The 26,330-nt window shown below is 33.8% G+C and carries 14 protein-coding genes; all 14 read left to right on the top strand.

Annotation, left to right across the window (positions count from 1 at the left end; translation table 11 throughout):
• Positions 1-144 precede the first annotated feature (144 nt).
• Positions 145-2,445: an outer membrane beta-barrel family protein gene (locus tag M3P09_RS12715; RefSeq protein WP_249973429.1), complete on the top strand. Its 2,301-nt coding sequence runs from the start codon at positions 145-147 to the stop codon at positions 2,443-2,445.
• Positions 2,446-2,487: 42 nt separating this feature from the next.
• Positions 2,488-3,156, top strand: a complete 669-nt coding sequence (locus tag M3P09_RS12710) for a hypothetical protein (RefSeq protein ID WP_249973428.1) — start codon at positions 2,488-2,490, stop codon at positions 3,154-3,156.
• A gap of 57 nt (positions 3,157-3,213) precedes the next feature.
• Positions 3,214-4,197 carry a sensor histidine kinase gene (locus tag M3P09_RS12705; RefSeq protein ID WP_143404084.1) on the top strand — a complete coding sequence of 328 codons (984 nt, stop codon included), beginning with the start codon at positions 3,214-3,216 and terminating at the stop codon, positions 4,195-4,197.
• Positions 4,194-4,871 (top strand): LytR/AlgR family response regulator transcription factor, encoded by a 678-nt coding sequence (locus M3P09_RS12700; RefSeq protein ID WP_099563120.1) that lies wholly within the window; start codon positions 4,194-4,196, stop codon positions 4,869-4,871. The genes M3P09_RS12705 and M3P09_RS12700 overlap by 4 nt, the downstream gene beginning before the upstream one ends.
• Positions 4,872-4,998: 127 nt before the next feature.
• Entirely contained in the window at positions 4,999-7,866 is a 2,868-nt protein-coding gene (locus M3P09_RS12695) for a sensor histidine kinase (protein WP_249973427.1), read from the top strand.
• Positions 7,867-7,868: 2 nt separating this feature from the next.
• A complete protein-coding gene (locus tag M3P09_RS12690; RefSeq protein ID WP_249973426.1) occupies positions 7,869-8,507 on the top strand; it encodes a response regulator in 639 nt (212 codons plus the stop codon).
• A gap of 157 nt (positions 8,508-8,664) precedes the next feature.
• Positions 8,665-9,555 carry a tail fiber protein gene (locus M3P09_RS12685; protein ID WP_099563117.1) on the top strand — a complete coding sequence of 297 codons (891 nt, stop codon included), beginning with the start codon at positions 8,665-8,667 and terminating at the stop codon, positions 9,553-9,555.
• 12 nt (positions 9,556-9,567) lie between these two features.
• Complete coding sequence (locus M3P09_RS12680) at positions 9,568-18,189, top strand: LamG-like jellyroll fold domain-containing protein (protein ID WP_249973425.1); 8,622 nt, start codon at positions 9,568-9,570, stop codon at positions 18,187-18,189.
• Positions 18,190-18,194: 5 nt separating this feature from the next.
• Positions 18,195-19,115, top strand: coding sequence for a hypothetical protein (locus M3P09_RS12675; protein ID WP_249973424.1), 921 nt, complete (start codon positions 18,195-18,197; stop codon positions 19,113-19,115).
• Between the two features lie 4 nt (positions 19,116-19,119).
• Entirely contained in the window at positions 19,120-19,533 is a 414-nt protein-coding gene (locus tag M3P09_RS12670) for a hypothetical protein (protein WP_249973423.1), read from the top strand.
• A 413-nt stretch (positions 19,534-19,946) separates the two neighbouring features.
• On the top strand, positions 19,947-20,393 hold the full coding sequence (locus tag M3P09_RS12665) for a hypothetical protein (protein WP_099563108.1): 447 nt from the start codon (positions 19,947-19,949) through the stop codon (positions 20,391-20,393).
• 261 nt (positions 20,394-20,654) lie between these two features.
• Complete coding sequence (locus M3P09_RS12660) at positions 20,655-21,986, top strand: hypothetical protein (protein WP_099563107.1); 1,332 nt, start codon at positions 20,655-20,657, stop codon at positions 21,984-21,986.
• A gap of 159 nt (positions 21,987-22,145) precedes the next feature.
• Positions 22,146-23,585: a T9SS type B sorting domain-containing protein gene (locus tag M3P09_RS12655; protein ID WP_249973422.1), complete on the top strand. Its 1,440-nt coding sequence runs from the start codon at positions 22,146-22,148 to the stop codon at positions 23,583-23,585.
• Position 23,586: 1 nt separating this feature from the next.
• Complete coding sequence (locus M3P09_RS12650) at positions 23,587-25,989, top strand: PorP/SprF family type IX secretion system membrane protein (protein ID WP_249973421.1); 2,403 nt, start codon at positions 23,587-23,589, stop codon at positions 25,987-25,989.
• Positions 25,990-26,330: the final 341 nt, after the last annotated feature.

Genomic DNA, 26,330 nt, shown 5'->3' with positions numbered 1-26,330 from the left:
TCTGTGGAATGGAAATTAAGACGTTTGCTACAAGGAAGTATTAATGTTGATATTAGTTAACAGAGCTACTGAGTAAGTTCACAGAATAAAATTCCTATTCTAGAATAAGAGCAACACATTTGAGTATTGAAAAACTCAATAATAATGCGATTACTACTTATTTTAATATGTGTTGCACCTGTCTTCTCTCAAAAAAATCTTGTTTATAAAGGGATTATAAAGGATGCGAATACTCAGGAAAATATTCCTCATGCCACTGTTGTCATTTATAATAGCACAAATCTCATTGATGGTGTTTCGACCAATGATGATGGTGAATTTCAATTGAAGAACAATAAAAATGCTACACATATTGAGGTAAGTTTTATTGGGTACAAAACTTATATGTTGTCGATCTCCAAGATTAGTGATTTCAATGCTATTGTCATCAATTTACAACCGGACAATGAATTGGAAGAAGTCGTTATACAAGCGAAAAAAAACACCACCCAGCTTAAAATTGATCGTAAAACAATAAATCTTGGAGCAGATTTACAACAATCAGGAAACACAGCTTTAGAAGCCTTTGATCAAATTCCTGAAATACAAACCGATTTAGGAACAGGAACAATTTCACTGCGTGGAGGAGGTAATGTTCGAGTATTAGTGAATGGGAAGCCATCACCATTAAATACAACAGAGCTTTTGCAGCAAATTGCTGCTTCATCAGTAGATAAAATAGAGATTATTGCGTCTCCATCTTCCAAGAATCAAGCAGATGGAATCTCAGGAATTATTGATATAATTCTAAAAAAGAATACAAATTACGGATTGAATCTCACATTAAATTCTTCTGTAGGTACAAAACGTCATCAATATGGCTTTGATGCGAATTATAATCTTTCTTCTGTAAATATTCGATTGAACGCATCAAATAGTAGAAGAAGCATGAATAGTAAGCAATGGATTTATCAAGAATATACTAACGGAAATACACGTGATTTTTTTGCGCCGCATAATTTTAATGGGAAAATTAATAACATTTCATTAGGAATAGATTTTTTCTTAAATGAAAGCAACGAGTTATCCTTTCAGGTCGATTATACAGATGATTCACATAGTTTCCATAACAACACTTTTTATTCCAATGTAACCGGTCGCCCAGACTATATGTACACAAGGAATTCATCACATATGCACAAAACAACAGTTTATAATGCCAATTACAGGAAGAAGTTTACTTCAAAGGGGCATTATTTAGAGTTGGATTACAATCTAACGAACAATGAAAATATTTTGCCTGCATCTGATATTGAAGAAGGCATTTTTTTATTTGATGAATTGCAAAACAATCGAAATGATTTACATGCCTTAGCTTTTGATTATACATTACCTATAAATAAAATGACGCTCGAGGCTGGTTTTTCTTGGAATTATAGAAAATTAAGAAGCTTTAGAGAATTTACACCAAATGCAAGTAATGCAACGCAGGATGCTTTTGATTATAAAGAAAACTTGATTGGAATCTATGGACTAACAAGGTTTGAAACAGGAAGTTTTAATTGGCAAACAGGTATTCGTTATGAGCACTTTACATCAGACTCTAACAATACAGCAAACAATCAGGCTAGTGATTTACGATTTTTAAATCTCTTTCCATCAGTCCATGTATCCTATACCTCAAATGATAAGAATACCTTTAATATAGGTTATAGTAGACGAATTTCGCGCCCTAATTTTCGTCATATCAACCCGTTTCAAGTTGGGAATCAATACTTTCAATGGAATTCCAATCCAAGTTTACAACCAGAGTTTGCCGATAATTTTGAATTGAATTATCAATACAATGGAAAAAGAATAAATATTTCAGCATCAACTTTCTACCGATATCGTACAGATGTCATTCAATGGTTAGAAACTATTGATGCTAATGGAGTTCATTTTATAAACTTTGATAATATTGGACAAAGAAATTCTTTTGGAATAGAAAATACAATTCAATATAAAATTACTAGCTATTGGAATTCAGAACTTTCTGCAAACTATTATTATACCAAGGCAAATCAACCTGATATAACTTGGAATAACTTATACAGTTCTAATATCATATTGAAGAGCACTTTTAAAATTACAAAAAATATCAGTACAGACATTACCTTTCGTCATACACCAAGAAACCAAAGTGTTTATAGTATTACCGAACCTAGAAATCGTATCGATTTTGCAATTAGGGCTTCGTTTTTGGATAATAAACTAACAACAAATTTCCGAATAGTGGATGTGTTGGATGCTAATTTGCGCAGGCGTACAATTGTATTACCTGGGATAATTCAAAATGAAACTTGGAAATTCCAATCACAAACCTTCGCATGGATGCTTAGTCTAAACTATAGAATATTTCAGAACAAAGGAAAAATTAGAAGCAGGAAATCACGAAACTATAACTACGGAGGAACTACCGATTAATCTATTTAAAACATTATAATGAAAACAATTACACCTAGAATCATGCTTTTTTGTTCGCTTGTATTGCTGGCAAACTGCTCGGAAACAACATTAAAAAAAGAAACAATTACAGTTCAAGAACTTTCTACTTGGAGAACGTTAGACAAGGGAAAGTCAACAGTAGTAGGTGAGGAGCTCATTATTGAGGAAACTGAAGGAGCAGACGGCTATTTTTTAGTGAGCCCTAAAAGTTACAAAGGGGACATTATTATAAATTATAAAGTAAAAGCTTTGTCAGAATCTACTGTTTTAATTGCTCTTTTTTCTGCGTCAGATGCTGGTGAGTCTCAAGGAATCACACTTCCGCCAAAAGAAACTAAAGGCACTGGATTTTGGACTTGGAGAACTCATTTAGAACATTATAACTTAACATTTAATAATGTTTCTCATAACTACAAACCATTCTTTTTTAAAAATACATCGCCACGCTCTAAAGGTTTTCATCTTACAAAAGCAGAAAACATTATGGGTATCCATGAATGGTATGATGTAGAAATAGGAAAACAAGGCAACCGTTTATGGTTTAAACTCAATGACGAAATAATTTTTGATCAGGAGGATTGCAATCCATTGTTTGGTGGGCATTTGATATTCCGGATTAGTGGTACTACTGGTGAAAAAGTAATTTTTGCCAAAGCTGCTCTAAAAAATTTGATCATTTCACATGAATAATATTGTAACTTGCTAATCTTGGAAAAAAAGAAAAACAGATATTATAAATTTTTAAAAATGGAACCAATACTTCATATTTTTATATGGAGTATTGTGTTGTTTTATCCCTATATGAAGTACTTAGGAAGGGAAGGTGGTTATATGATGACGTTTGCACACGAGCTTAATTCATTGCTGTTTAAAATGACAATTTCTTATTTTTTATATCTATGGTTTTTCCCAAAGAAGAACTTACTGAAATTCATTCCTTTTGTTATTATTGCCTTTGTGTTAAATGCCGTTATCTATGAATTCTCTGATCGAGTTTTTCATAAAGAGAATGCTCATTTCTGGAAACATTTTGCAGCGAATATGCTGACGTATATCAGCTTCGGAATTGTTTTCTTTGCCATATACTCAGTAAAGGGTTTGTATAAGAAACAGTTAGTGATTGATTCATTATCAAAAGAGAAAAGAGAAGCAGAGTTAAAAGCTCTAAAAGCTCAAGTAGATCCGCATTTTTTGTTTAATACACTTAATACTATCTATGCGAACGCTTTGAAGAAAGATGAGAAAACACCTGAGTTGATTCTAAAATTGTCCGATAGCTTTAGGTATTTATTACACGAAGGACAAAAGGCACAAGTACTCGTTCAGCAAGAAATTCGGCATGTAAATGATTATATTAATTTGCAACAGGAGCGCTTGTTACGTAAAGTAAAAGTTGACTTTATATCAAAAATTGATTCCGAAGAAAAGCACATTTCCCCATTGTTATTTATTGGTTTTGTAGAAAATGCATTTAAATATACGAGTATTTTAAAAGGAGAAAATCATTTGATTAAAATTAATATACAATTGCAGAATAATGAATTGATATTTCAATGCCAAAACCCATTTCTAGCAAATGCCGAAGAATCACTAGAATTGGGCTGGAAAAAAAGCGGAGTAGGAATAAAAAACACTCAAAACCGTTTACAATTGTTATACCCAGAGAAACATCAACTTGAGATTAAAAAAGAAAATAATCTATTTAACGTACTATTGAAAATTGAATTATGATACACTGTTTGATTTTAGAGGATGAACAATCAGCACGAGAGGTTTTGCAGGGGTATATAGACAAAACACCTTTTGTAAATTGCATTGGAATGTACGAAAGCGGATTAGACATCCCTCTGGAGAAGTTAAAGCGAGCAGACGTTTTATTTTTAGACATTCAACTGCCAGAACTAAACGGCTTGTCTTTTCTAAAAACGGTTACCTATCCACCGAAAGTAATCGTAACAACTGCGTATTCTAATCATGCTATTGAAGCTTTTGAGGAAGCTGTCTTAGATTATTTAGTAAAACCATTTTCTTATGAGCGATTCTTTAAAGCTGTCACACGGGCTAGGAATCTGTTTTTAGTACAACAGAAAGAAAAAATCGAACAGCTCTTTTTATATGCTGATAAAACAATCTATAAAGTAGAAATTGATGACATCTTATACTTAAAAGCCGAAGTAGATTATGTAAATGTTATTACCAAGGATAGAGAAATCTTGATATTAGATAGTTTGAGAAATTGGAAAGATAAATTAGCAAATTTTTCTTTTGTACAAGTGCATCGATCATACATTATCAATATTAATAAAATTGAAAAAGTTTACGGTAGTCAGGTTTTTATCAATGATAAGTCGATTCCAATTGGTAAAACCTACAAAGAGCTATTCTTAAAGCGACTAGATTATTAGGTAGCGTTTGTTCTTGCTTATTTTTGTATTAAGTCACAACAGTTTAATTATATGTTTTAACGGTTGCTTAAATTTTATATATGTAAGTCAATTTTAACATATTCTAAAATTAATTATATTTACACGTATGTTAAAAAAAGTTGTCTTAGGTGTTTTCTTATGTGCTCTCTCACTCTCTCTATTTGCACAAGATCACACCTTTAAGCACTACACCACGAAACAAGGACTTTTGAGTAATGCTTCTCAAAGTATTTTGACCGATCGTAATGGCTATTTATGGATAGCTACTTCACAAGGGGTACAAAAGTTTAACGGATCTAACTTTAAAAACTTCACTATTAAAGAAGGCCTGTCTTCCAATTTGGCTACTAAGTTATATGAGGACTCTAAAGGCCGCATCTGGGTGGCAACCATTTCCGGAGGTGCCAATTATATTGAAAATGACAGCGTAATCAATCTGAAAGATAGGCTCCCTCAAAAATATGCACATATTAGGTCGTTTTTGGAAATGAAAAATGGAAACATCATCTATTTTACAGCTAAAGGTATTGTTGAATTCGATGGTGCTCAAGCGAAAGTGATTGTTGATGAGCATGAGCTACCACTGGCTATTAATGACGCTATTTGGTTAGATGATAATACCATTATGGCGCCTACATTAAATGATGGTGTTCATAAGATAACATTGAATCCTTTTAAATCGGAAAAACTAATAACCTCTCCCGCTCTTAATAATATTTCGTATTGCATATCAAAAGATATTAATGGTTCCGGTGACATCTGGATAGGAACCTATGGCGAATTGGTAAAATTATTGCCGGATGGTTCCATAGTAAAATACAAATTTAATCAGAAGGAATTCAATAGTAATCGTATTCAAAGTATCCGCCAAAGAAATAACGATGAACTGCTATTGGGGTTGGAAGGAAATGGTATTGTGATTTTTAATAAAACGACCGGGCATTATAACATGCTTAATACCAAAAAAGGGATTCCTACACCCTATGTTCATGATGTTACGGAAGACCCGGATGGTAATATTTGGGGTGTCGATATATGGAATGGTTTGGTTAAATACAGGGATGATTCATTTAAGTTTTTACCTATTGGAAATGGATTAGCGGAAGAAGGCATTGCGAAAACTATTCAGGAAGGAAAAGACAGTGTTCTAATGGCCACCAGCAAGGGTTTGTATCGATTAAAAAATAACACACTTAAAGATACGCTCATAAACGATTTAGATATTAGAGCCATAGATCAAATCTCTAAGGACAAATTTTTGATTTCCAGAACGAGTCGGACTTATTTATACGAAAACCTAAAACAAAAAGATATTATAGGTAAAGGTTATTTTAACAACGTTTATGCGCATAAAGACCGTTATATACTTTGCGGATATGACTGGTTTCATATCGTAAAACCGGACACAACCTTGATTATTCCTGCCGCAGAACCTTTTAATCTTATAAAGATCGCTGATCATTATCTGGCAGGTCTTAAGGTTGGTATTTTTGAGTTTAAAGACGGGCCACTTTCGCCAATAAATGGGTTTGAACCGGATGGCAGATTATATAACGCTATGGCTCAGGTGAACGACCATTCCTTTTTTGTGGGGGATACGGAGCAAGGTATTTATTACGTCAGATATACAGACTCAAGTTATCAGGTTAAAACGTTCCACCAAAGTAGATTCAACGATTTGAATGGTCTTAATTCCATGACCGTAAATGGTAATGATTTATGGTTAGGCGATATTTCTTCCTTAAGAAGAGTAGACCTGAATTTGTTATTGGAGAAGGACAGTATTAGTATGAAGACCTTTCCTATTGATAAGGATATTATGGAAGATGGTTTTCATATTAATGGTGTGAGTATAAAAAACAATGATATTGTTTACGGTGAAACTCCAAAAGGCTTATTAATCTTTAATGAATCTTTATATAAGTCAAATGAAAAGCCTCCTAAATTAAATCTATCCGGCGTATCATTATTTTCCGAACCCCTAAATGAATCATTCTATACAAAAGATGGGAAAGTGTCTTTGTCCTATAAAGAAAATTACCTGACATTTGATATGGAAGCGATTACCTATACATTTCCTGAAAACGTAAAATATAAGTATCGCCTAAAGGGTTTAAGGGATGGAGATGTCTGGTCTCAACCAGTCAAAAACCATGAGGTTGTTTTTTCATATCTGCCTCCCGGAAATTATACTTTTGAATTTACTGCAGATAATGGTAACGGCATATGGCAAGACAATATATATACCTATCCGTTTGTGATTAACGTACCATTTTGGAGAAGACCTTTATTTTGGGTTTTAACTATAGCCATATTATCAGGAATTGTATTGTATGGTATTAATCGTAAGAATAAGATAGAACAAAAACGATTACAACAATTTTCGCAAGACCTTATAAAAACTCAAGAAGAAGAACGCACAAGGGTATCTAAAGATTTACATGATAGTGTGGGGCAGCAGCTGACATTAATTAAAAGGAAGGCTCAGAATTTGGAGCAAGAAGAACTATCAGCGATGACAAATAATGCTCTTGAAGAGGTAAGAAGTATATCAAGAGGATTATTCCCAGCTGCGCTGAAGCAATTAGGTGTAACAGAAAGTATTCAACAATTATTAAATGACTTAGATGAAGAAACCGATATGTTTTTTTCTGTAGAGATTGATGATATTGATAACGAATTTAATGAAACAGAAACACTTAATTTGTATAGATTTATTCAAGAAACGGTAACAAATGCTTTAAAACATGCCAAGGCTAAAACACTAACCGTAAACATTACAAAACATAAAAATGGTGTAGACGTTTTAATAAAAGACAATGGTGTAGGTTTTGATAATGTGGCGTCAGTAAAACAACATAGTCTAGGTTTAAAAACTATAGCAGAACGTATACGTATGTTAAAAGGTACGCTGTCAATAAAAAGTAAAAAAGAAGAAGGAACGGAAGTCCTAGCTCAAATACCAATAGTATAATTATGGAAATTTCTGTTTTAGTTGCCGATGACCACCCGATGTTACTCAAAGGTTTAGTAGATGAACTTAAATCGTTTAATTATAATGTTATTTCTTCAGTTGAAAATGGTGCAAAAGCTTTAGATGATATTATGTCATTACAACCAGATATTGCCATTTTAGATATAGAAATGCCTTTGTTATCAGGCTTTGAAGTCATTCAAAAATGTTTGGATAAGCAACAAAACACAAAGTTTATCATCCTAACATCTCATAAACAAAGAGGCTTTATTTCAAAAGCACAAAAACTTAATATACAAGGTTATATTTTAAAAGATGAACCATCAATCGAACTCCACAAATGCATTCAGGAAGTTTATAAAGGTGGCACATACTTTAGCTCAGAATTCAATAAAATACTTCAAAATCAGATTTCACCAGAAATTGAGAAAATTAAATTCTTAAGCCCTTCAGAGCGTACCATTGTTCGTTTAGTAGCACAAGGGAAATCTTCTAAAGAAATTGGAGAATTATTAAGCATATCCAGTAGAACTGTAGAAAAACACCGCTCCAATATCATCCAAAAATTAGACCTTTCAAACGAAATGGATGCCCTTAGTTCTTGGGCTCAGGAGCATAAAGAGCTTATACTTTCCATATAAATTCGGTAAGCAACTTTCATATCAAACGCTACGTAGGGCTACGTAGTATTTGCAAGTGGTACGTATTGTTATAGACTACCCCTAGTTATACCTTGCACTAGCATTGGATGTATATCCTTGTCTCAAAAAAGAGTATAACGAATTAACAATAATAACCATGAAAACAAAATTTACATTTTTAACCCTATTAATGCTTTTTGTAGCAACCTACAATTATGCGCAAACCTCAGCAGAAATAGCCGATATTGCGGTACAAGGAATTGCCAGAGATAATAATAACACGGCAAGAGCAAATACCAATATCAATTTAACCTTCGAGCTGTATTATTTAGATGCCAATAATGGTAATGCCGAAGTACGAGTTGGTAATTTAGAAACGGTGAGTATCGCTACAGATGCCTTTGGGGTATTTTCTCATGTGTTAAGTCCAGCAGCCACCAACGGGGCATTTTTTGCAAACCAACAACTCTATTTAAGAATTAGTGAAGGCAACACACCGATATCCGATGAAAAATTAAAACACGTTCCCTATGCCGTGGCCGCCAATAACGGTGTGCCAACAGGGTCTATTATGCCTTTTGTGGGAGCAACGGCCCCAACAGGTTGGGTACTGTGTGATGGCAGTTCCTTAACCGGAATTAATGGTTCTGATAATTTAATAGCGCTATTGGGCAGCAACAACGCGCCCGATTTAAGAGGCTTCTTTTTAAGAGGTGCCGGCTCCAATGGGGTAAACGGTTATACGGGCAATTCCGGTCCGGCATTAAATACCAGACAGCAAGACGATAATCTGGCACATAATCATGCGGCGGGTAGTTTAGCTACGAACACAGCTGGTGCACACTTTCACACCACTTCTATGCTTAATAGAAGGTTTGCTGCTGGCTCCAATCCGGCATTTAATATTCTTAGTTCTGAAGCTGGAATATCTGTAGTTCCAACAAGTGCTAATGGAGATCATTCGCATACTATTTCTGGAACAGTTTCTACAGAAGGTACAGAGTCCCGCCCAATAAATTATGGGGTAAACTATATCATTAAACTATAAAAGCATAGGGTGATGAGAACAAAACTACTAACGCTGTTCCTGGGGCTCCTGGTTTCGGGGCTCTGGGCACAGCAAGATGATGGCGCCAAGGTGGTTACCGCCTCACAGGCCATACAGGAAACCGTAAACAGTAATAATTATACCATCCAGGTGGGGGTACCCTATTTGGGAACAGATAATAATGCGACGCCAACCGATATTCGCTTTCCATGGGATGTGTTTTATATCTTCGGAACCTTTTCTGAAGATTCCTTCGATATTTCCAAGGGATTCTTTGGTGATAAGGTATTATTACAATGGGAAATAAGAAACAATTTTAATTTAATTACCTCTATTGAAATATCCCGTCGGGAACTGGGAAGTACTGGCGCTTTTCAATTTATTGGCAGCGTTGGGCCTAACGACACTCAATATGAAGATAAATATGTAGATGGCGGTGTGCTATACGAATATAAAGTATTGGCAAAAGGGGTAAGCCAGACCGAAATACGATATACCAATTTTATTACGGGCATAGGGTTTAGAAATCCAACGGCCATTGTTACCGGAAATGTTAACTTTAAGGGAGGTAACCCAGTGCAAAATGTGACCGTTATAGCAGAATCTGATGGGAGTGTATCCAGCTATGGTAGTGGATTGATAATTCCAGCATCCAATCAATTGGAAGTTAATAATCTAAACAAACCCATCGCTACGGCTACCACATTACAAGCTTGGGTGAGGCCCGATTCACCCTATACAGACGACAACGGAAATGCCATTCGATTATTCCGGGTAAGTGAAAAGAATAGTAATAATCTTGATGTTACCGTTAATTTAAAGGAAGCATCAAAAACGCTTGAAATTGATATAGCCGGAAGCTTGTTTGTTATTGAAAATGTATATCCTTCTGGCGATGTAAATACACGTGGTGACGATATTATGGTTTCCGTGACTGACTTCAATACTAATTTCATGCATATTACGGTACAGATGGAGGATAACAAAGTGCCTCTTTTATTTGTTAACGGACGTCCCATGACCACAGCTTACAGGGATCAGGCACACAATGTTAGAGCTGAGACTGATCCCGCGAACACATCGCCCTATCTGGAGATTACCATACCCACGCAGACCACCAATCTTAATGTGGGTTCTGGTAGCTGGACCAACGTTCATATAGGTGGTGGAAACACGGCATTGATTGATGAAATTAGAGTGTGGAAGAGCAAAGAGGTTGCTTCCGATATTCGTACAGATTATAAACGTTATATAAGCGGGAATGATCCGGATCTAATAGCTTATCTAAGTGCTAACGAAAATACAGGTAACTACGCTTACGACGCTTCCCGAAACGGGTTCAACTACAATAAAAATCACGGAAACCTAAATATTCAGAACATTAGCAACGATATTTCTTTTGTATCAGGTGCTGGAAATATTCCATCATCTAGCCAATTGGGTATTTTAGGTGTTACCGATGCCAATGGAAACTACGAAATCAATGCCATTCCATATACAGGCACGGGGGAATCTTTTAAAATAACGCCTGTCTTCGGACAGCATAAATTTGAACCGAATCAGCAACTGGTCTTCTTAGGAGAAGGCTCGGAAGTAGTTAATAAAATAGATTTTACAGACACGTCATCCTTTATTTTTAAAGGTAAAATATTATATGATACCAGAGGTGTGTTCCCTTCTTTTGTTGATGTAAACGGAGGTGTTTTGAGTGGTCTTAGTGATGGTGATGAGTATGTAAGTGGAGGCACTAGTATTTTAGATGAAACGTATAACCAGTATGAGCAAAACGGTAATTTTTATAATAAAGGAGAATATTGGTTAAATGATTTAAATGATACCGATGCGGATAATGACCGTTTAGAACGTTATGCACGTATTCCCGTAGAAGGTGCTAACATTTATATAGATGGCAATATTGTTTTAGATGAAAATAATATCCCTATAGAGTCTGATGGCGAAGGTAATTTTGATATTAGTGTGCCTATTGGTAATCACTTTATTCGCGTTGCTAAAAACGGACATGAATTTACTTATGAAGGTCGATTTCCGGCAGAAACGGGTACTTTTCAAGAATTTTTTGAAGATGCACAAGAACAGGTTGTGTTTATAGATGAAACCAGAGTTACAGCTGTTGGTCGTGTTGTTGGTGGCTCGGTAGAAGCCCAAAAACCAATAGGTTTTGGTGATAATGGGTTTTTTAGTACACCATTTATTAAAGTTGAAAATAGCCTACCAGTTATAGAAAACTTAGATGTAAGTTCTAAAAATAATATTGGTGTAGCGAATATGACTTTTGATTATGCACCAGTTGGAGCCAATGTAACGCCCTATACAAAATTTAATTTTCAAACTAATAGTGAGTCAGGAGAGTATCGTGTAGAATTGATGCCACTTAACTATGAGATTGTTGGAGGTACTGGTTTACAGATTGCTAGTAATGCTGCTATCAATACAAGTATTATTGCTTCAGGAACTAAAGAAGCTGTTAACTTTGCAAGCATTCCACCACTTTTAACTCCAGAGTTTAAATACCCTGATGATACGGTGCTCGAAGGTGTACCTTATCATTTTGAGAAAAGTTTTATTTATAGGTCTACACCAGTTTTACGGGTTACTGACCAAACCTCTGAAAGTGAACTTGTCTTAAAAGACAGTAATGGTGTTGACCAAACTATAAGTACAGAAGGGTTTAAGCATCCAGATGGATCAAATGATGATGTTCTTATTTATCAACAGTTTTCTACTTACCAAATAGTTTTAAATACGTTTGAGCGTTATGAAAATTTTGATATGGATATAAATGGCGTTGAAGATATAGTTCCTATTGTAGATGGGCAGTTAAGTATTACAAATAATTTAGCAATACCAGAATCAGAAGTTATTGAAACTGATGCTAATGATAATAGTATTACCAATTATTCATTTATTGGTGGAGTACCTAATACAAACACACCTTTTACACGTAATATTGATATTCAATATGTTATTGAAGGGGTATCATATTCTGCTGAAAATTATATTAGCGATGGGATTATTTTAGGAGGTGCAAGAGATGGAAGTCAATCCATACTATCAGAAGCACCAGAGATTCCAGATATTATTTTAAGAGACCCGCCAGGGTCAAATAGTTTCGCATCTATAGAAGCTGGAGAAAGCATTAGTTTTACCACAGACAATAGTTTTTCAAGTGGAGGAGGCATTTCTCAAAGTGTGAAATTAATGTTGGGAGGAGAAGTATCCATTGTAGCAGGACCTCCAGGAGCTGGACTTGTTGTTAATACCGAAGTTACCAATAGCTTAACAGGGAATATTTCAGTAGAAGCCTCTTCTAAAGATGGCAATAGTATTACCAAAACCTATACATTCAACCAAACCATATCAACCAGTGATGATCCAGAATTTGTAGGAGCAGAAGGTGATTTATATATAGGAAATTCTAAAAATTATTCTAAAGGAAGTTTTGATGATTTTCAGGCAACTTTAGATCAGATAGGTGACCCTAGTGATAATTTTGAATTAACCAATGGAGTTGGTGATAAAGTGTATTTAAATAAACAAAAAGCCTTCTACCTTGGTGAAAAGCCAACAAACACCTTCTTTGTGTATTCTCAAAAATTCATTATTACAGATTTAATTCCGGAATACGAAACTATTGTAGAAACTTTATCAAATGGTGGTACAGTAGAAAATGCTAAACCTCAATCTTGGTATGAAAATCAAATTAACTTATGGCGCAGAATCATATTAAATAACGAGCGTAGTAAATATACGGCATTAAATGATCCTACTTTTATTGGGCAAACTGCATTGCAGGCTATTGGCGATTTTACAAGCGATCTTCAAGATGAAATAAATAATGCGCAAGTTGGTGGACCGTATGAAAGTTTATTACAAGAAAAATTAAAACTAGCGGATGAACAAAAAGCTTTAATAACATCAAAATCGCAAGATAATATCACTTTTGATTCTGGTGTTGGTGAAGTGTCTAGAAGTATAGAATCTGTCGTTGTAAATACATCAACTTTAGAGTTTGATATTAATATAGAACAAAGTTTACAACTAGAACTTGGTTTTAGCGTCAATAAATTAGGTATAGAATCTACAACAACAGGATTTGCAAGTCAAGCATTTAGTGCATCCTTAACAGAAGAAGATACAAAGACGACAACTATTAGTTATACCTTAAAAGACAACGATCCAGCAAATGTGTTAAGTGTAGATATTATCAATTTGTTTGATGGTAGTGGTCCTATATTTACAACCGTAGGCGGTAGAACATCCTGCCCTTATGAAGGTCCAGAGTTATCGCATTATTATAATCACGCTACTTATAATCCTAATAATCCTGTTATAGAATTGGCGCAAGGAGATAGAGAAACATTAAGTAACGCCACTGAAAAAGCAGAAGACCCTAAAATTCTTGTTGAAGTTTCTGAAATATTTAATATCCCAGAAAGTAACAATGCGGAATTTAAATTGCAGCTTTCAAACAATGCAGATGCTACAAGCGATGCAGCTAGTTTTAATTATTTCGAACTTATTGTAGATAACTTAACAAATCCAGATAATGCATTAATAAATGTTAGTCAGAATGGAACTGTGGTTTTTGTACCATATGGTCAAACGGTAGAATATACCTTAACATTAGGAAAATCAGTTTCTGATGTTAATGATTATGAAGATATACGAGTTATTTTACAATCACAATGTGATCCTGTAAACGTATTTGATGATGTATTGATTTCTGCCCACTTTGTGCCATCTTGTTCACAAGTAGCTGTAAAAGCCCCATTAGATAATTGGGTGTATAATGTAGATGCAGCCTTTAATAATGATGGTTCAACCAATCCGTTAGCTATCAATGTATCGGAATACAATCAAGCTTTTAACAATTTTAAGAAGATAGATCTAGAATACCGTTTAGCAACGTCTCCTAACTGGACACGCTTGCATACCTATTATAATACACAGGTGTTTTATGATGAGGCCGTGGCCAATAGCGAGTCTGAGATTTCTTTAATTACAGATGCCGAAGTTATTTTCGCTTTTGATATTGTAAGCTTGCAATTACAAGATGGAAACTATGAAATAAGAGCTCGAAGCACCTGTACCAATGATACCGAATTTATTTCAGACGTGATTTCGGGAAGTATAGATTTACAGTCGCCACAACAATTCGGCACACCATTACCTACCGATGGTATTTTAGGCCCAGGAGAAGATTTACGCGTTAGTTTTAACGAAAACATCTTCTACAACAGCGCGGTAAGTACTATTGAGATTAAAGGAGAAACTAATCAGTTACCAATAGATCATAGTGTGTCCCTGCGTTTTGAAGGCGCTAATAACACCGCGACCATAGAAAGCCCAAGATTAGTATCAGGCGATTTGACTGTGGAGTTCTGGATGAACAATGCCACAACTGCATCAACAGCTACAGTAATTAGTCAGCAAAACGGACTAAATATTCGTTTAGAAAATGGAGACATTTATGCTACCCTAGGAGACATTACGGCTAATGGAACCATGGTTACTGATGGACTATTTCACCATTATACAATTACACACAATAATGCATCAGGTAGTCTTAGTATTTATGAAGATGATCGTGACATTGGTGGAGCAACCGGAATAGCAAATACGCAATTTACAAACAATAACCCACTAGTAATTGGCGGAAACACCTTTATAGGAAACATACATGACCTGCGATTATGGACAAAATCTATAAGTTTAAGTGAAGCTTTTGCCAATATCTATACCAAGCTATTAGGCAATGAAAACAGTTTAGTTGGCTATTGGGCAATGAACGAAGGACGAGGAACTATCGCTAATGACCTAGCGCGATTTAAACACGCTGCAGTAAGTGCTGATTGGGACATAAAACCCAAAGGGACTTCCTATGAGTTTGCTAATGGGCAGTATTTAGAATTAGATAATGTAGGCTTTGTACAACTCACCAACACCATGGATGCGACCATATCCTTTTGGATAAAAACAGACACGCCGCAAGAGGCTACTATATTCTCTAACGGCCGGGGAAAAGGAGGCGGAACACCGCAAACAAGTGACCCTGTACAATCTAACGGGTTTGCTAATAAATGGGCTATTAATATGAATAGTTCGGGAGCCTTATATTTTGCCAGTGAGGAAAATGAATATGTATTAACAGCCGAAAGTGTAGCTGATAATAATTGGCACCATATTACACTGTTATTCAATAGAAATGGCTCTTTAAGAACCTATGTAGATGCACAACAGGTGTCTTCAAACCCAATAACAGATATCGGTGGTTTTTCAGGAAATCAAGCCTGGATTGGTGTTCGCGGATTTAAAGACCAGGCAGGTGTTGAAACTGTAGATCGTGTATTTACAGGTAAAATTGATGAGTTCCGTTTATGGAATACATTACGTAACGTAGACCAAATTTCCAGAGATCGATTCAACGAAATGGACGTGGAAAGTATAGGTTTATTATTATATGCACGTATGAACGAACCCGATCCGGTAACAGCAAACGGGCCACGATATTATCATGCGTTTACAAATCAAAGCGTGATTCCATCGAACGCGGTGTTAAATTTAGGAACTGTGAACTATTCTGATGACGTACCAGCGATAAAACCAGAACGTAAACTCATCAAATTCCAGGTAAACCATGTGATTAATGAAGATGATATGATATTGGAACCTGTTATTTCCGACTGGGCAGCTTTGGAAGGTCAGATACTAGACATTACAGTGCATCGTATGTTTGATGCTTCAAACAACATGCAGCAATCGCCAATTACCTGGACAGCCTTTGTTCAGAAAAACGAAATGAGCTGGTTTGTTGATGGCTTTAATGAAGTTGTTGATATTGTTAAAACAGGTAATGAATCCCCTTCGTTTGAAATTACTATTATTAATAAAGGTGGTTTAGTCCAGCCTTATAATATCTCAGGTGTGCCAAACTGGTTGTCTTTAAGTAGTAAATCTGGCAGTTTAGCACCAGATAGTAAGGTCACAATCACGGCAACTATTGATGCAAGTCTATCTGTAGGAGAGTATATAGAAAACCTTTATTTACAAACCGATTTTGGTTTAGATGAAAAACTACAACTAGAAGTTAGAGTTTTAGCCGAAGAACCAGCATGGGAAGTAGACCCTAATGACTTTGATTTTAGTATGAATATTGTTGGTCGTATAAAGATAGATGGTATTTTCTCAGATGATGAATTCGATAGAATTGCAGCTTTTGTAAATGGAGAAACTAGAGGTGTTGCGAATATTGTTTATAACGAATCGTATCAAGAATATTTTGTATTCCTAACAGTTTACAGTAATACTGTATCAGGAGAAGCAATAGCATTCAGTATATGGGATGCAACAAAAGGCCAAATAATGCAATCTACTTTAGATGGCAATGCATCCGTAACCTTTGTGGAGAATAATGTTATAGGATCTTTAAGCAATCCTGCAATATTTGAAAACACTAATGTTGTAGAACAAGACATTGCTTTAAATGCAGGTTGGACTTGGGTGTCATTTAATGTAAATGACGCTAACTTCTCTAACCTAAATGTATTAACATCTGGTATGAATTTACAAACATCAGATCGTATATTGAGTCATTCTCCAACACAGTTAGAAACCTATTTCAAAGATAACGCTACACCTGCTAACAGTTCATGGAATGGAGCAATTAGTGCTAATTCTGGTTTGTCTACAAATTTTATGTACAAGATGAAGTTTGCAAATCAACAATCATTAAAATTAAAAGGAAGTAGTGTTGATGTTAGTGCTTGGAGTTTTAATATTCAGGAGAACTGGAATTGGCTGCCCTATCCATTAAATAAGAATGTATCAGTAAATGAAGCTTTAGCTACGTTTGATGTGTCCGATGGAGACATCATAAAATCACAGAATTTATTTGCTATTTACGATCCATTGAATGGATGGAGTGGAACTTTAAGCTACCTGGAAACTGGCAAGGGATATATGGTGAAATCTAGTAAAGATCAAACCTTTAAATATGCTAATATTTTTGGAAAATCTTCAAACACGAAGGCTTCAAAAAATACTAACACGGCATTTGTGCACAAACGCACTGAACCAGAATTTGCAAAATATTCAGAGAATATGAATGCTGTGGTTTTACTGCCTGAGGGATATCATGAGCTCTTTATCTATGATGAAGATGGTGTGTTAAAAGGAGAGGCAACTAACCAAATAGTAGACGATAAAGCACTAAGTTTTATTACCATATACGGAGAACGCCCAGAAGCATTAACCTTTCACGTAGGTAACGGTAATAGTCAAAGACCAACACAAAAAGTAGTAACCTTTAAAAGTAATACAGTGCTAGGTACTGTAGCAGTCCCTCTAGTGTTAGAATCTGATATTTTAGAAAGTCTTAAAATGTATCCAAATCCGTTTAAAAATGAATTGATGTTGCAACTTAATTCTAACGAAGTAAGTAATATGGAACTCAAACTATTTAATGTGGTAGGGCAACTTGTTCATTCAGAAACACACAAAACAATAAAAGGGCAAAATACAATTAAGCTGACCCCAAGAATTAGTAACGGTATATACTTTTTAAAAGTGAATCTCAACAATGTAAATACAACCTATAGAATCATTAAAAACTAGAAGCTATGAAACGTATAATAACAAACATAATAGTATTCTTCTTTATAGGAATAACCGTTTATGGTCAAGAGCCAGTATGGTCTGTAAACGAAAACGATTTTGAATATACCATGTCATTTGTGGCCTTTTTAAATGTAGATGGAGCAACATTAACCAGTACTAATGATAAAGTGGCGGCATTTGTAGGTGGCGAATGTAGAGGTGTTACTAACTTAATTTATGTATCAAGTAAAGATCGCTATTATGCTTATTTTAATGTGTTTTCAAACACCAATGGAGAAGCGTTGAATTTTAAAGTTTACGACTCCACCAACGATAAGGTTGTGGATATAGTTAAAACAGTAAACTTCGAAATTAATGCTCTTTATGGCGATTTAGCACAAGCCTTTAGTTTTGCGAGCCCCGCTTTAAATGATGAAGCAGAACTAATTAGTTTTAATTTTAAAGATGTCACTATTAGTAATAGGAATATACAAGATAATACTATGATACTTTATGTAGATAATGGTATAAACGTATCAGCCTTAACTTCCATTTTTGAAATAAGCTCGGGTGCGCAACTGTTTAGTGAAAGTCAAAAATTAATCTCAGATAGTAGCGTATTAGATTTTACCAATCCAGTTATGGTTAAAGTACTTTCAGAAGACGAATCTACACGCAACGAATGGGAAATAACTGTAAGTTATAATGCTGTAATAGGGAATTTAACCTTTTATAAAAAAGATGCCGTGTGTTATAATGGGGGAACTATTAAGGTATTGTCTTCCGAAAATGGTAGTGAAGTGGTGTTACTTAAAAATCAGGTGGCACAAGCTGCTCAAACCTTAAGTAATGGCGAAGTTATTTTTACCAGTTTAAGTGAAGGAAATTATACCATTCAAGTTAATGGGTTTGAAAAACAGATAAGTATTAATTTAAAAGAATAAAGTAATGCAAACAAAATATTATTACATAACCATAATAATCCTATGTTTTGTTTTAGGATGCTCAAAAAATGATGATAATCCGGCACCACCACCTGTCACTGTAGAAAGTTTTGACCCCGTGTCTATTGAATTTGTTCATGAAGACGGTACTGGCATTACAGCAAATGATTGTATTACACCAGATGAGGCCTATGCTATTCAGATTACAACAACGAAGAATAATAATGGGAATACTGCAGTTTCAAAAATAGAATATACTATAAATGGCGCTATATATAGTATGTCGTTTACAGCGGCTGGAACAAAAAGAAATCCAATTGTTTTGGTTGATGGAAGAAATGTAGCAGAATTATCCTCAACAGGTACTTCTAGTGAAGTAAACTATATAGAACAAGGCGATTTTGAATTGGTTGATTGATTATTAACCAACCAACCAATTGATTTATACTATGCTCTTAATAAGTAAAATAAAGTTTTTTTTTAATACATGGTAGCGCTAATATTAATTGAAATATTCGTTATGAATCAATTATTATTATGATACATTTTGATTTACTTTAATGTTCAATGTATCAATTTCGTACCGGAAATAGACTAAGTCTTGTTAATGTTGCTTAGTTTCTTATGTATTAAAGTTCTATTAATTTTGTGAGGCTACTAGATCTAAATATTGATTACCATAGTTAATATGAATAGTAAACCATTCTTTTTTTGATAAAATAGTTTTTTTTTAAATGCCGAAACTAAATAAATTTATAAAAAAATCGATGAAACGCTTGTTTTTTACGATTAATTACATAAATTTGCTTTTTAAACCCTTAAATCTTCGACATGAAAATAAGAATTATTTTAATAAGTTTTAGTTTCTTTTTAGTTACTGGCATTGGTTTTGCTCAAAAAAAGAAAGTAGCAAAAAGCATCATTAGCGAAAAAGTTTCTATAAAGAAATATCATACAAAAGAAGATCTAGACAGAATGCAAAAAGGTCAGTTATTGGATTTGTATGTTGAACGGATAGAAAGCCTTGTTAAATTATTGCCATATATTGCATTTGCTACTAAACCTGGAGTAACTATGACTACTTTAGGAATTCCGAACGATAAAGACAATAGAACAGCACTTGATGAACAATTTGAAGCTACAGAGAGCTTTTTGGAGACAAACAATGAGTTTCAAAGACGAATATTACCATATTCAGATACTAGTAATTTAATTGCTGCTATTCTGTTTTATGAAGAAACTATGAAATCATTACATGAGTATAGTGAGTTTCATTGATAACTATTGATTAGATAATAGATTTAATTCTATTGTTTTTCAAACCTAAAATAGAAATAAAAGAAATGTAATAAGCTTTACATTTCTTTTATTTCTATTTTTTTGTCTTGTTAATGTGCATTTCATCGATAAAAAAGTAATATAAAAATGATCATTTTAAGCATTTTATCGAAATAATTGGTATTTCATAGATATTTTATTATATATTTGAGCTTAATATTAAAGATATACCTATTTGCTATTTAACATAAAAAAATACTCATGAAAAATTTTACTCAAATACTATGTGTATTTCTTCTAGTTGCTGGAAACATTTTTGGACAACAAGAAAAAGGAATAATTGGTACTGATAATTGGTTACACAATTGGACGGAGTTTAAGCCTAAGTCGGTAGATCATGGTGAACCTACTCAGATACTAGCAGGCAATATAACCGAAGACACAAAACTTTCAAAACGATATGTTTACTTACTGTCTGGTAGCGTTTTTGTTACAGATAGTACGACACTTACTATAGAGCCAGGAACAGTAATTATAGGAGATTATGCTACAAAGGGATCACTTACTATTTCTAAAGGGGCAAAAATAATTGCAGATGGTTTAGAAACAGACCCTATTATTTTTACATCAAACAGAAGTGTTAAAAGAGCAGGGGATTGGGGCGGACTAATTATTCTTGGTGACGCACCTATAACAAAATTTGGAAGCGGATCTGTAGCATCGTATTATACACAACTTAATGCTACTATTTATAAAAACTCAAACTATGGAGGAGAAAACCCTGCAAGTAATTCTGGAATATTAAGATATGTAAGAATTGAATATGCAGGTAAGAGAATTAAAAATGCAGGCTATTTTAACGGACTTTTATTGGCTAGTGTTGGTAACGAAACTGTATTAGAAAATATAATGGTTAGTCATTGTGCTGGTAATTCATTTGAAGTTTTAGGAGGTGAGGTTAATTTAAATAAAGCCGTTTCGTATAAGTCAAACAGTAATGATTTTAAATTTAATTATGGAGCACAATGTAATTTATCCAACTCTTTAGCTATTCGTTCGCCTTATGTTTCAAATAGCTCTGGAGCTAGATGTTTACAGGTAAACTCCTATGATAATAAAGAGGAAGTAGACTTCACAAAAAAAGGAACTTTAGTAGTAGCAAAAAATATAACTTTAATAACAGATAGCGATGATTTAAAATCTGATATAAATCAAGGCTTAGTTAAAGAGGCAGTTTATGTTGGTCATAACGCTTCACTAGAAATGGTTAAAAGTGTTATATCTGGTTTTAATCCAGCGGTTTTATTTGAAGATAAAATTAGAGTTAATCAAGAAAATTTGGAAAAAATCAAATTTACAGATATGTATTTTAACAATTGTAATGGAAACATTTTTGTTGAAAACAATATGAATAATGAAGATTTAGAGAACTGGTATGGAAATACAGCATTTTTTAATGTTTATTCTAAAAGTAATAATTCTGAAACGTTTATTGATTTAAAAAATAAAAGACGACCAGATTATAGGTTAAGAATTAATAAAATAATAGCTTCAAATGAAGTTGATCCAGATTTAAATCGAATAGACGATTAGAAGTGAATCCAGTTATTATTAGTTTGATAGAACTTTTCGATTTCCTGTTTGTACATAAACATCGGAATTTATTATGATTAACCAGTAATAATGAAGCAGGTAATTAAAACTCTATGATAGTAATGATAAACATTTCTCTTTTAAAGAAAATAATATCGAATGAAGAATTTTTACATTACTTGTGTTATAGCGCTTTTTGCACTTCTTGCACCTAATATTATTGATGCACAAGTGGTTATAAGTACGCCAAGTTTAGGCTTCAGTCAGGCTTGTGCAAGTCCTTCTTTCAATACTTATAATGTTACGTTTTCTTTTTCCCCTGAAGGAAATTTGAGTTCATCCAATCAATTTATAATAGAACTTTCTGATGAAACTGGTGCTTTTTCTAATGCTACTGTAGTATATACTTCTGCACAAGGAGCAATTACAACATCTCCAGCAACATTAAGTATTTCATTACCAACTGATACAGCTGGTCAATCTTATAAGGTTAGGGTTAAAAGTACTGCTCCAACTGCTACAAGTACAGGTTCGGTAGCTTTTCCTGCATATTATAAAATTCAAGACACACCATTCTCAATAAACAATTTGATTGATACAGGAGTGTATTGTTCAGGCGGTAGTTATTTGTTAACTATTGATGATCCTGGAACAGGTGATAACGATTCACCTTTACAATACCCATCACTTACATTTAATTGGTATAAAGTAACAAGTCCAACAACATCAGTTTTTGTTTCATCTGGAAATACTCTATCTGTAAATCAATCAGGTACCTATTTTGCTGAAACTAATTATGGTACATGTACATCAAATTCATTTTCAAATCGAGTTACTGTAAGCGAATCAACAACAAACGGAACATCGTCTATTAGTTCTAGTCTTGGTAACCCGTATTGCGCAAGTCAAGGTTCAACAACTTTAAGTGCTATAAACGGTATTAGCTATCAATGGTATAAAGATGGTACAGAAATTCCTGGAGCAACAAACCAAATGTATGTAACTAATGAATCTGGAGAGTTTTCTGTAGATATAGATTTAGGAGATTGTGCAACAAGTGCAACTATAGATTTAAATGGTGTTGGGTTTACTAGTGAGATTGATGTCCTAGAGCTTAACATGATTGAAGATAATGAAACCTTAGTTGCAACGGTAACTACAACTGCCAATAACCCTGAGTTTAAGTGGTATTTAAATGGTACATTAATTGCAGGTGCAACTAGTAATAGTTACGAAGCTACTCAAACAGGTGACTATAAGGTTGTAATTAAACAAACTGTAGGATGCATATCTACAAGCGAATTTCTATTTAAAGTAAGTACTGCTTTTCCTAATGTTTCTAGTATTCCAAATTTAATTAGCCCTAATGGTGATGGAATAAATGACACATGGATAATTCCACAAGAGTATGTAAACGGAGCAAATGCATCTGTAACGATACTCAGTGCTCAAGGCAAAGTAATGCTTCAAACCGATAACTATTTAAATAATTGGCCAGAAGAGCAATTAGCATTTAAAGCTATAAACCCTGTTTATTATTATGTTATTACAACTCAAGATAATAAAACTAAAAAAGGCTCGATAACAATCATTAAATAGCATGAAAAAACTATTATTACATATAGTTTTATTTTTCTGTATTACACAGCAATTCTATTCTCAAGAGGATGGAATTGTTGCTTTTGATATACCAACTAGAAATTCTTTAAAGTTTAACAAATATACTATTAACCCAACATTTAGTTTTGTAAGAGAGCAAAATAAGTATGTAAGCTTTTATAATAAAAGACAATGGGTTCAGTTTGATGATGCACCATTAACATATTTAGCGAGTTATGCTGGAAGGTTTAGAGAAAATGTGGGTATTGGAGTTGGAGTGTTTCAACAAGATTATGGTGTATTAACAACTTTTGGAGGTATTTTAAATTTTGCATACAATGCGGTTCTTAATACTGATAGTAATTTAACGTTTGGACTTAACCTTGGGTTTTACAAGAGTGGAATAAATGAAGGTAGGGTTAACACAAATTTCCCAGACCCATCATTAGAAAACATACCATCAAATTCCATAATTACGGTAAACCCTGGTATAAATTATGGTACAGATTTTTTTGATTTTGGAGTGTCTATAAACAATGCCGTTTCCTATAATTTACTCACTTCAAACCTTATTGAAGATAACCCAGAACAAGGTGTTCAAGGTCATATAATGTATACAGGTTATGTAAACAGTCGTGGTTTTTTTGATGAAAGTAAATTTTCAGGATTATTACGATCAGAATTTAAAAAAGATCAAACCGTTATTTCTGGGCTAGTTATGTTAAGTGTGCCAAAAGGGATTTGGATGCAAGCAGGGTATAATAGTATAAATGGTGTGTCAGGAGGATTAGGATTAAACATTAGCACTCAAATCGCAATAGAATATAATTATGAGAAGTCTATAGGTGATTTTTCAAATTTTGGAAACTCCCATGAAATTACTTTAGCATATAAATTCAAAAATAAAGAACGATATAGTTATAGCGGAGATGACGATGAACAAGCGCTTTTAACAAGCAAAAAGAAAAGAAAAGTATTTGCAAAAAGCACTACAACACCAAAGTTAAGTACAGAAGAAAGACGAATTGCTAAAGAAGAAGCTAAGGCCAGAATAGAAGCAAGACGATTAGCAGCGACAGAAAAAGCAGAAGAAAGAAAACGTGCTTCACAACAAAATAATGTAATAACTGAAGAAGAAACTTTGGTTAAAGCAGTAGATGGTTCTAGTGTAAAGTCAGAACTAGAGTTAGATAATGTAACCAAAGTAGAGGAAAAAAGAATAGCTGATGAGGAGGCCCGAATTAAATTAGAAGAACAGGCTAAAGAAGAGCAGGCTAAAGTTGATGCTATTAAGAAAGCTGAAGAAGAAGAGCGTTTAAAGTTAGAAGAAGTAAACAAACTCAAGGCAGCCGAAGAAGCTAGATTAAAACTAGAAGAAAAGTTAAAAGCTGATGAACAAGCTAGAATTAAATTGGCTGAAGAAAAAGCGATAGCAGAAGTTGAAGCACAGAAGAAGGCAAAAGAGGAAGAAGAGAAGGAAGAAGAAATTAAGATGATAGAATTGGACGGTGTAATTGTTCCTGCACCAACTGATGAAACCACTAGGTATTTATATGATCTTACTAAGTTGACAACAGATTCTAAAATTGAGCAACAAGAATTATTAGCAAAATTAAATGAAACAGTAGCCAGTAGAGAACAAGACCTTAAAGACTTAAAAGAGGAAAATGATTTAAGTGAAAGAGGTATTTATAAAGCTCCAAAGCCATTTAAAAGTGTAACGGCAGAGAATGCAAAATTAGAATCTTTAAAAGTTGATATTGATAATGTAATTAAATCTCAAAATGAAAAAATAGTGAGATTAGAGAATTTATATACAGAAAGACTTAAAGAAGTTAGTGATGTGAATGATCCAGCTAATGCGTTCTATTCTAAAGCCATTCAAGACTTAAAAACAGAGCAAATACAGATATTAAGAACAAAAGACAGATTATTATCAACTTTAGAAACTATTAAGGTTGCTACTGAGGTGGAAAGAAAAAGAAGAATTAAGCGTGCTGCTTACGATAATGAAGAAGATAGATACCAAAAAGACAGGGCTGCTTTAAACCAAATAAAACAATTCACACCTGTTGCATCTGAACCTTTAACAGCAGAAGACTTTGATTCTGGTGAAGCGCAGAGTAACAGCATACAAATTGTTAAAGATGTAAAAAATACCGAAAACGGATTTTATGTTGTAGTTGGTGTACATAGTGATGTAGCTAAAAGAGATGAATTTTTAAGAAAAGCAGTGGCTGCTGGTCAATCCAATATAGACTTCTTCTTTGATGTAACTACAAGTAAATATTATATCTATTACCAAAAATTTGATGATATACAATCTGCAAGAAATGCAATGGAATTAAAAGGAAGTAAACCATATAATGGTAATATTTCTCTGGTTAAAATAGAAAATGAATAATTAGTTTTCCGTTACTCTTTGTCATTTTTTTTTAATACTTCATTGTGTTTTAAGAATGATTATACACTTATAGGTCTGCTTTTAAACTAAAAACAGTTATTGATAAATATATTTTGCATTAAAAATACTACAAATTTAATTTAATTTAATGATTAATGTATCATTTCATCGATAAACTGCTTAATTTGTTGTCCATCTTCCGCTTTGTTACAAAAAAAATTACGATATTTATACCGTTTAAAATCATTAAATATAGACGAAATGCTTTTAAAGTAGATATAGACTTACTTTATTGATTTTAAATAGCTGTAACATTTCTTTTTTAAAGCCCCCAAAGAAAA

The sequence above is a fragment of the Jejuia spongiicola genome (genome assembly GCF_023502325.1).
GTDB classification, from domain to species: domain Bacteria; phylum Bacteroidota; class Bacteroidia; order Flavobacteriales; family Flavobacteriaceae; genus Wocania_A; species Wocania_A spongiicola.
Note: the sequence above shows the minus strand (reverse complement) of the source record. Positions and strands in the feature narration are given on the sequence as shown.

Bases quoted from the DNA above. Each gene is read 5' to 3' on its own strand.
- M3P09_RS12715 (WP_249973429.1), top strand. From the start codon at position 145: ATGCGATTACTACTTATTTTAATATGTGTTGCACCTGTCTTCTCTCAA.
- M3P09_RS12710 (WP_249973428.1), top strand. From the start codon at position 2,488: ATGCTTTTTTGTTCGCTTGTATTGCTGGCAAACTGCTCGGAAACAACA.
- M3P09_RS12705 (WP_143404084.1), top strand. From the start codon at position 3,214: ATGGAACCAATACTTCATATTTTTATATGGAGTATTGTGTTGTTTTAT.
- M3P09_RS12700 (WP_099563120.1), top strand. From the start codon at position 4,194: ATGATACACTGTTTGATTTTAGAGGATGAACAATCAGCACGAGAGGTT.
- M3P09_RS12695 (WP_249973427.1), top strand. From the start codon at position 4,999: ATGTTAAAAAAAGTTGTCTTAGGTGTTTTCTTATGTGCTCTCTCACTC.
- M3P09_RS12690 (WP_249973426.1), top strand. From the start codon at position 7,869: ATGGAAATTTCTGTTTTAGTTGCCGATGACCACCCGATGTTACTCAAA.
- M3P09_RS12685 (WP_099563117.1), top strand. From the start codon at position 8,665: ATGAAAACAAAATTTACATTTTTAACCCTATTAATGCTTTTTGTAGCA.
- M3P09_RS12680 (WP_249973425.1), top strand. From the start codon at position 9,568: ATGAGAACAAAACTACTAACGCTGTTCCTGGGGCTCCTGGTTTCGGGG.
- M3P09_RS12675 (WP_249973424.1), top strand. From the start codon at position 18,195: ATGAAACGTATAATAACAAACATAATAGTATTCTTCTTTATAGGAATA.
- M3P09_RS12670 (WP_249973423.1), top strand. From the start codon at position 19,120: ATGCAAACAAAATATTATTACATAACCATAATAATCCTATGTTTTGTT.
- M3P09_RS12665 (WP_099563108.1), top strand. From the start codon at position 19,947: ATGAAAATAAGAATTATTTTAATAAGTTTTAGTTTCTTTTTAGTTACT.
- M3P09_RS12660 (WP_099563107.1), top strand. From the start codon at position 20,655: ATGAAAAATTTTACTCAAATACTATGTGTATTTCTTCTAGTTGCTGGA.
- M3P09_RS12655 (WP_249973422.1), top strand. From the start codon at position 22,146: ATGAAGAATTTTTACATTACTTGTGTTATAGCGCTTTTTGCACTTCTT.
- M3P09_RS12650 (WP_249973421.1), top strand. From the start codon at position 23,587: ATGAAAAAACTATTATTACATATAGTTTTATTTTTCTGTATTACACAG.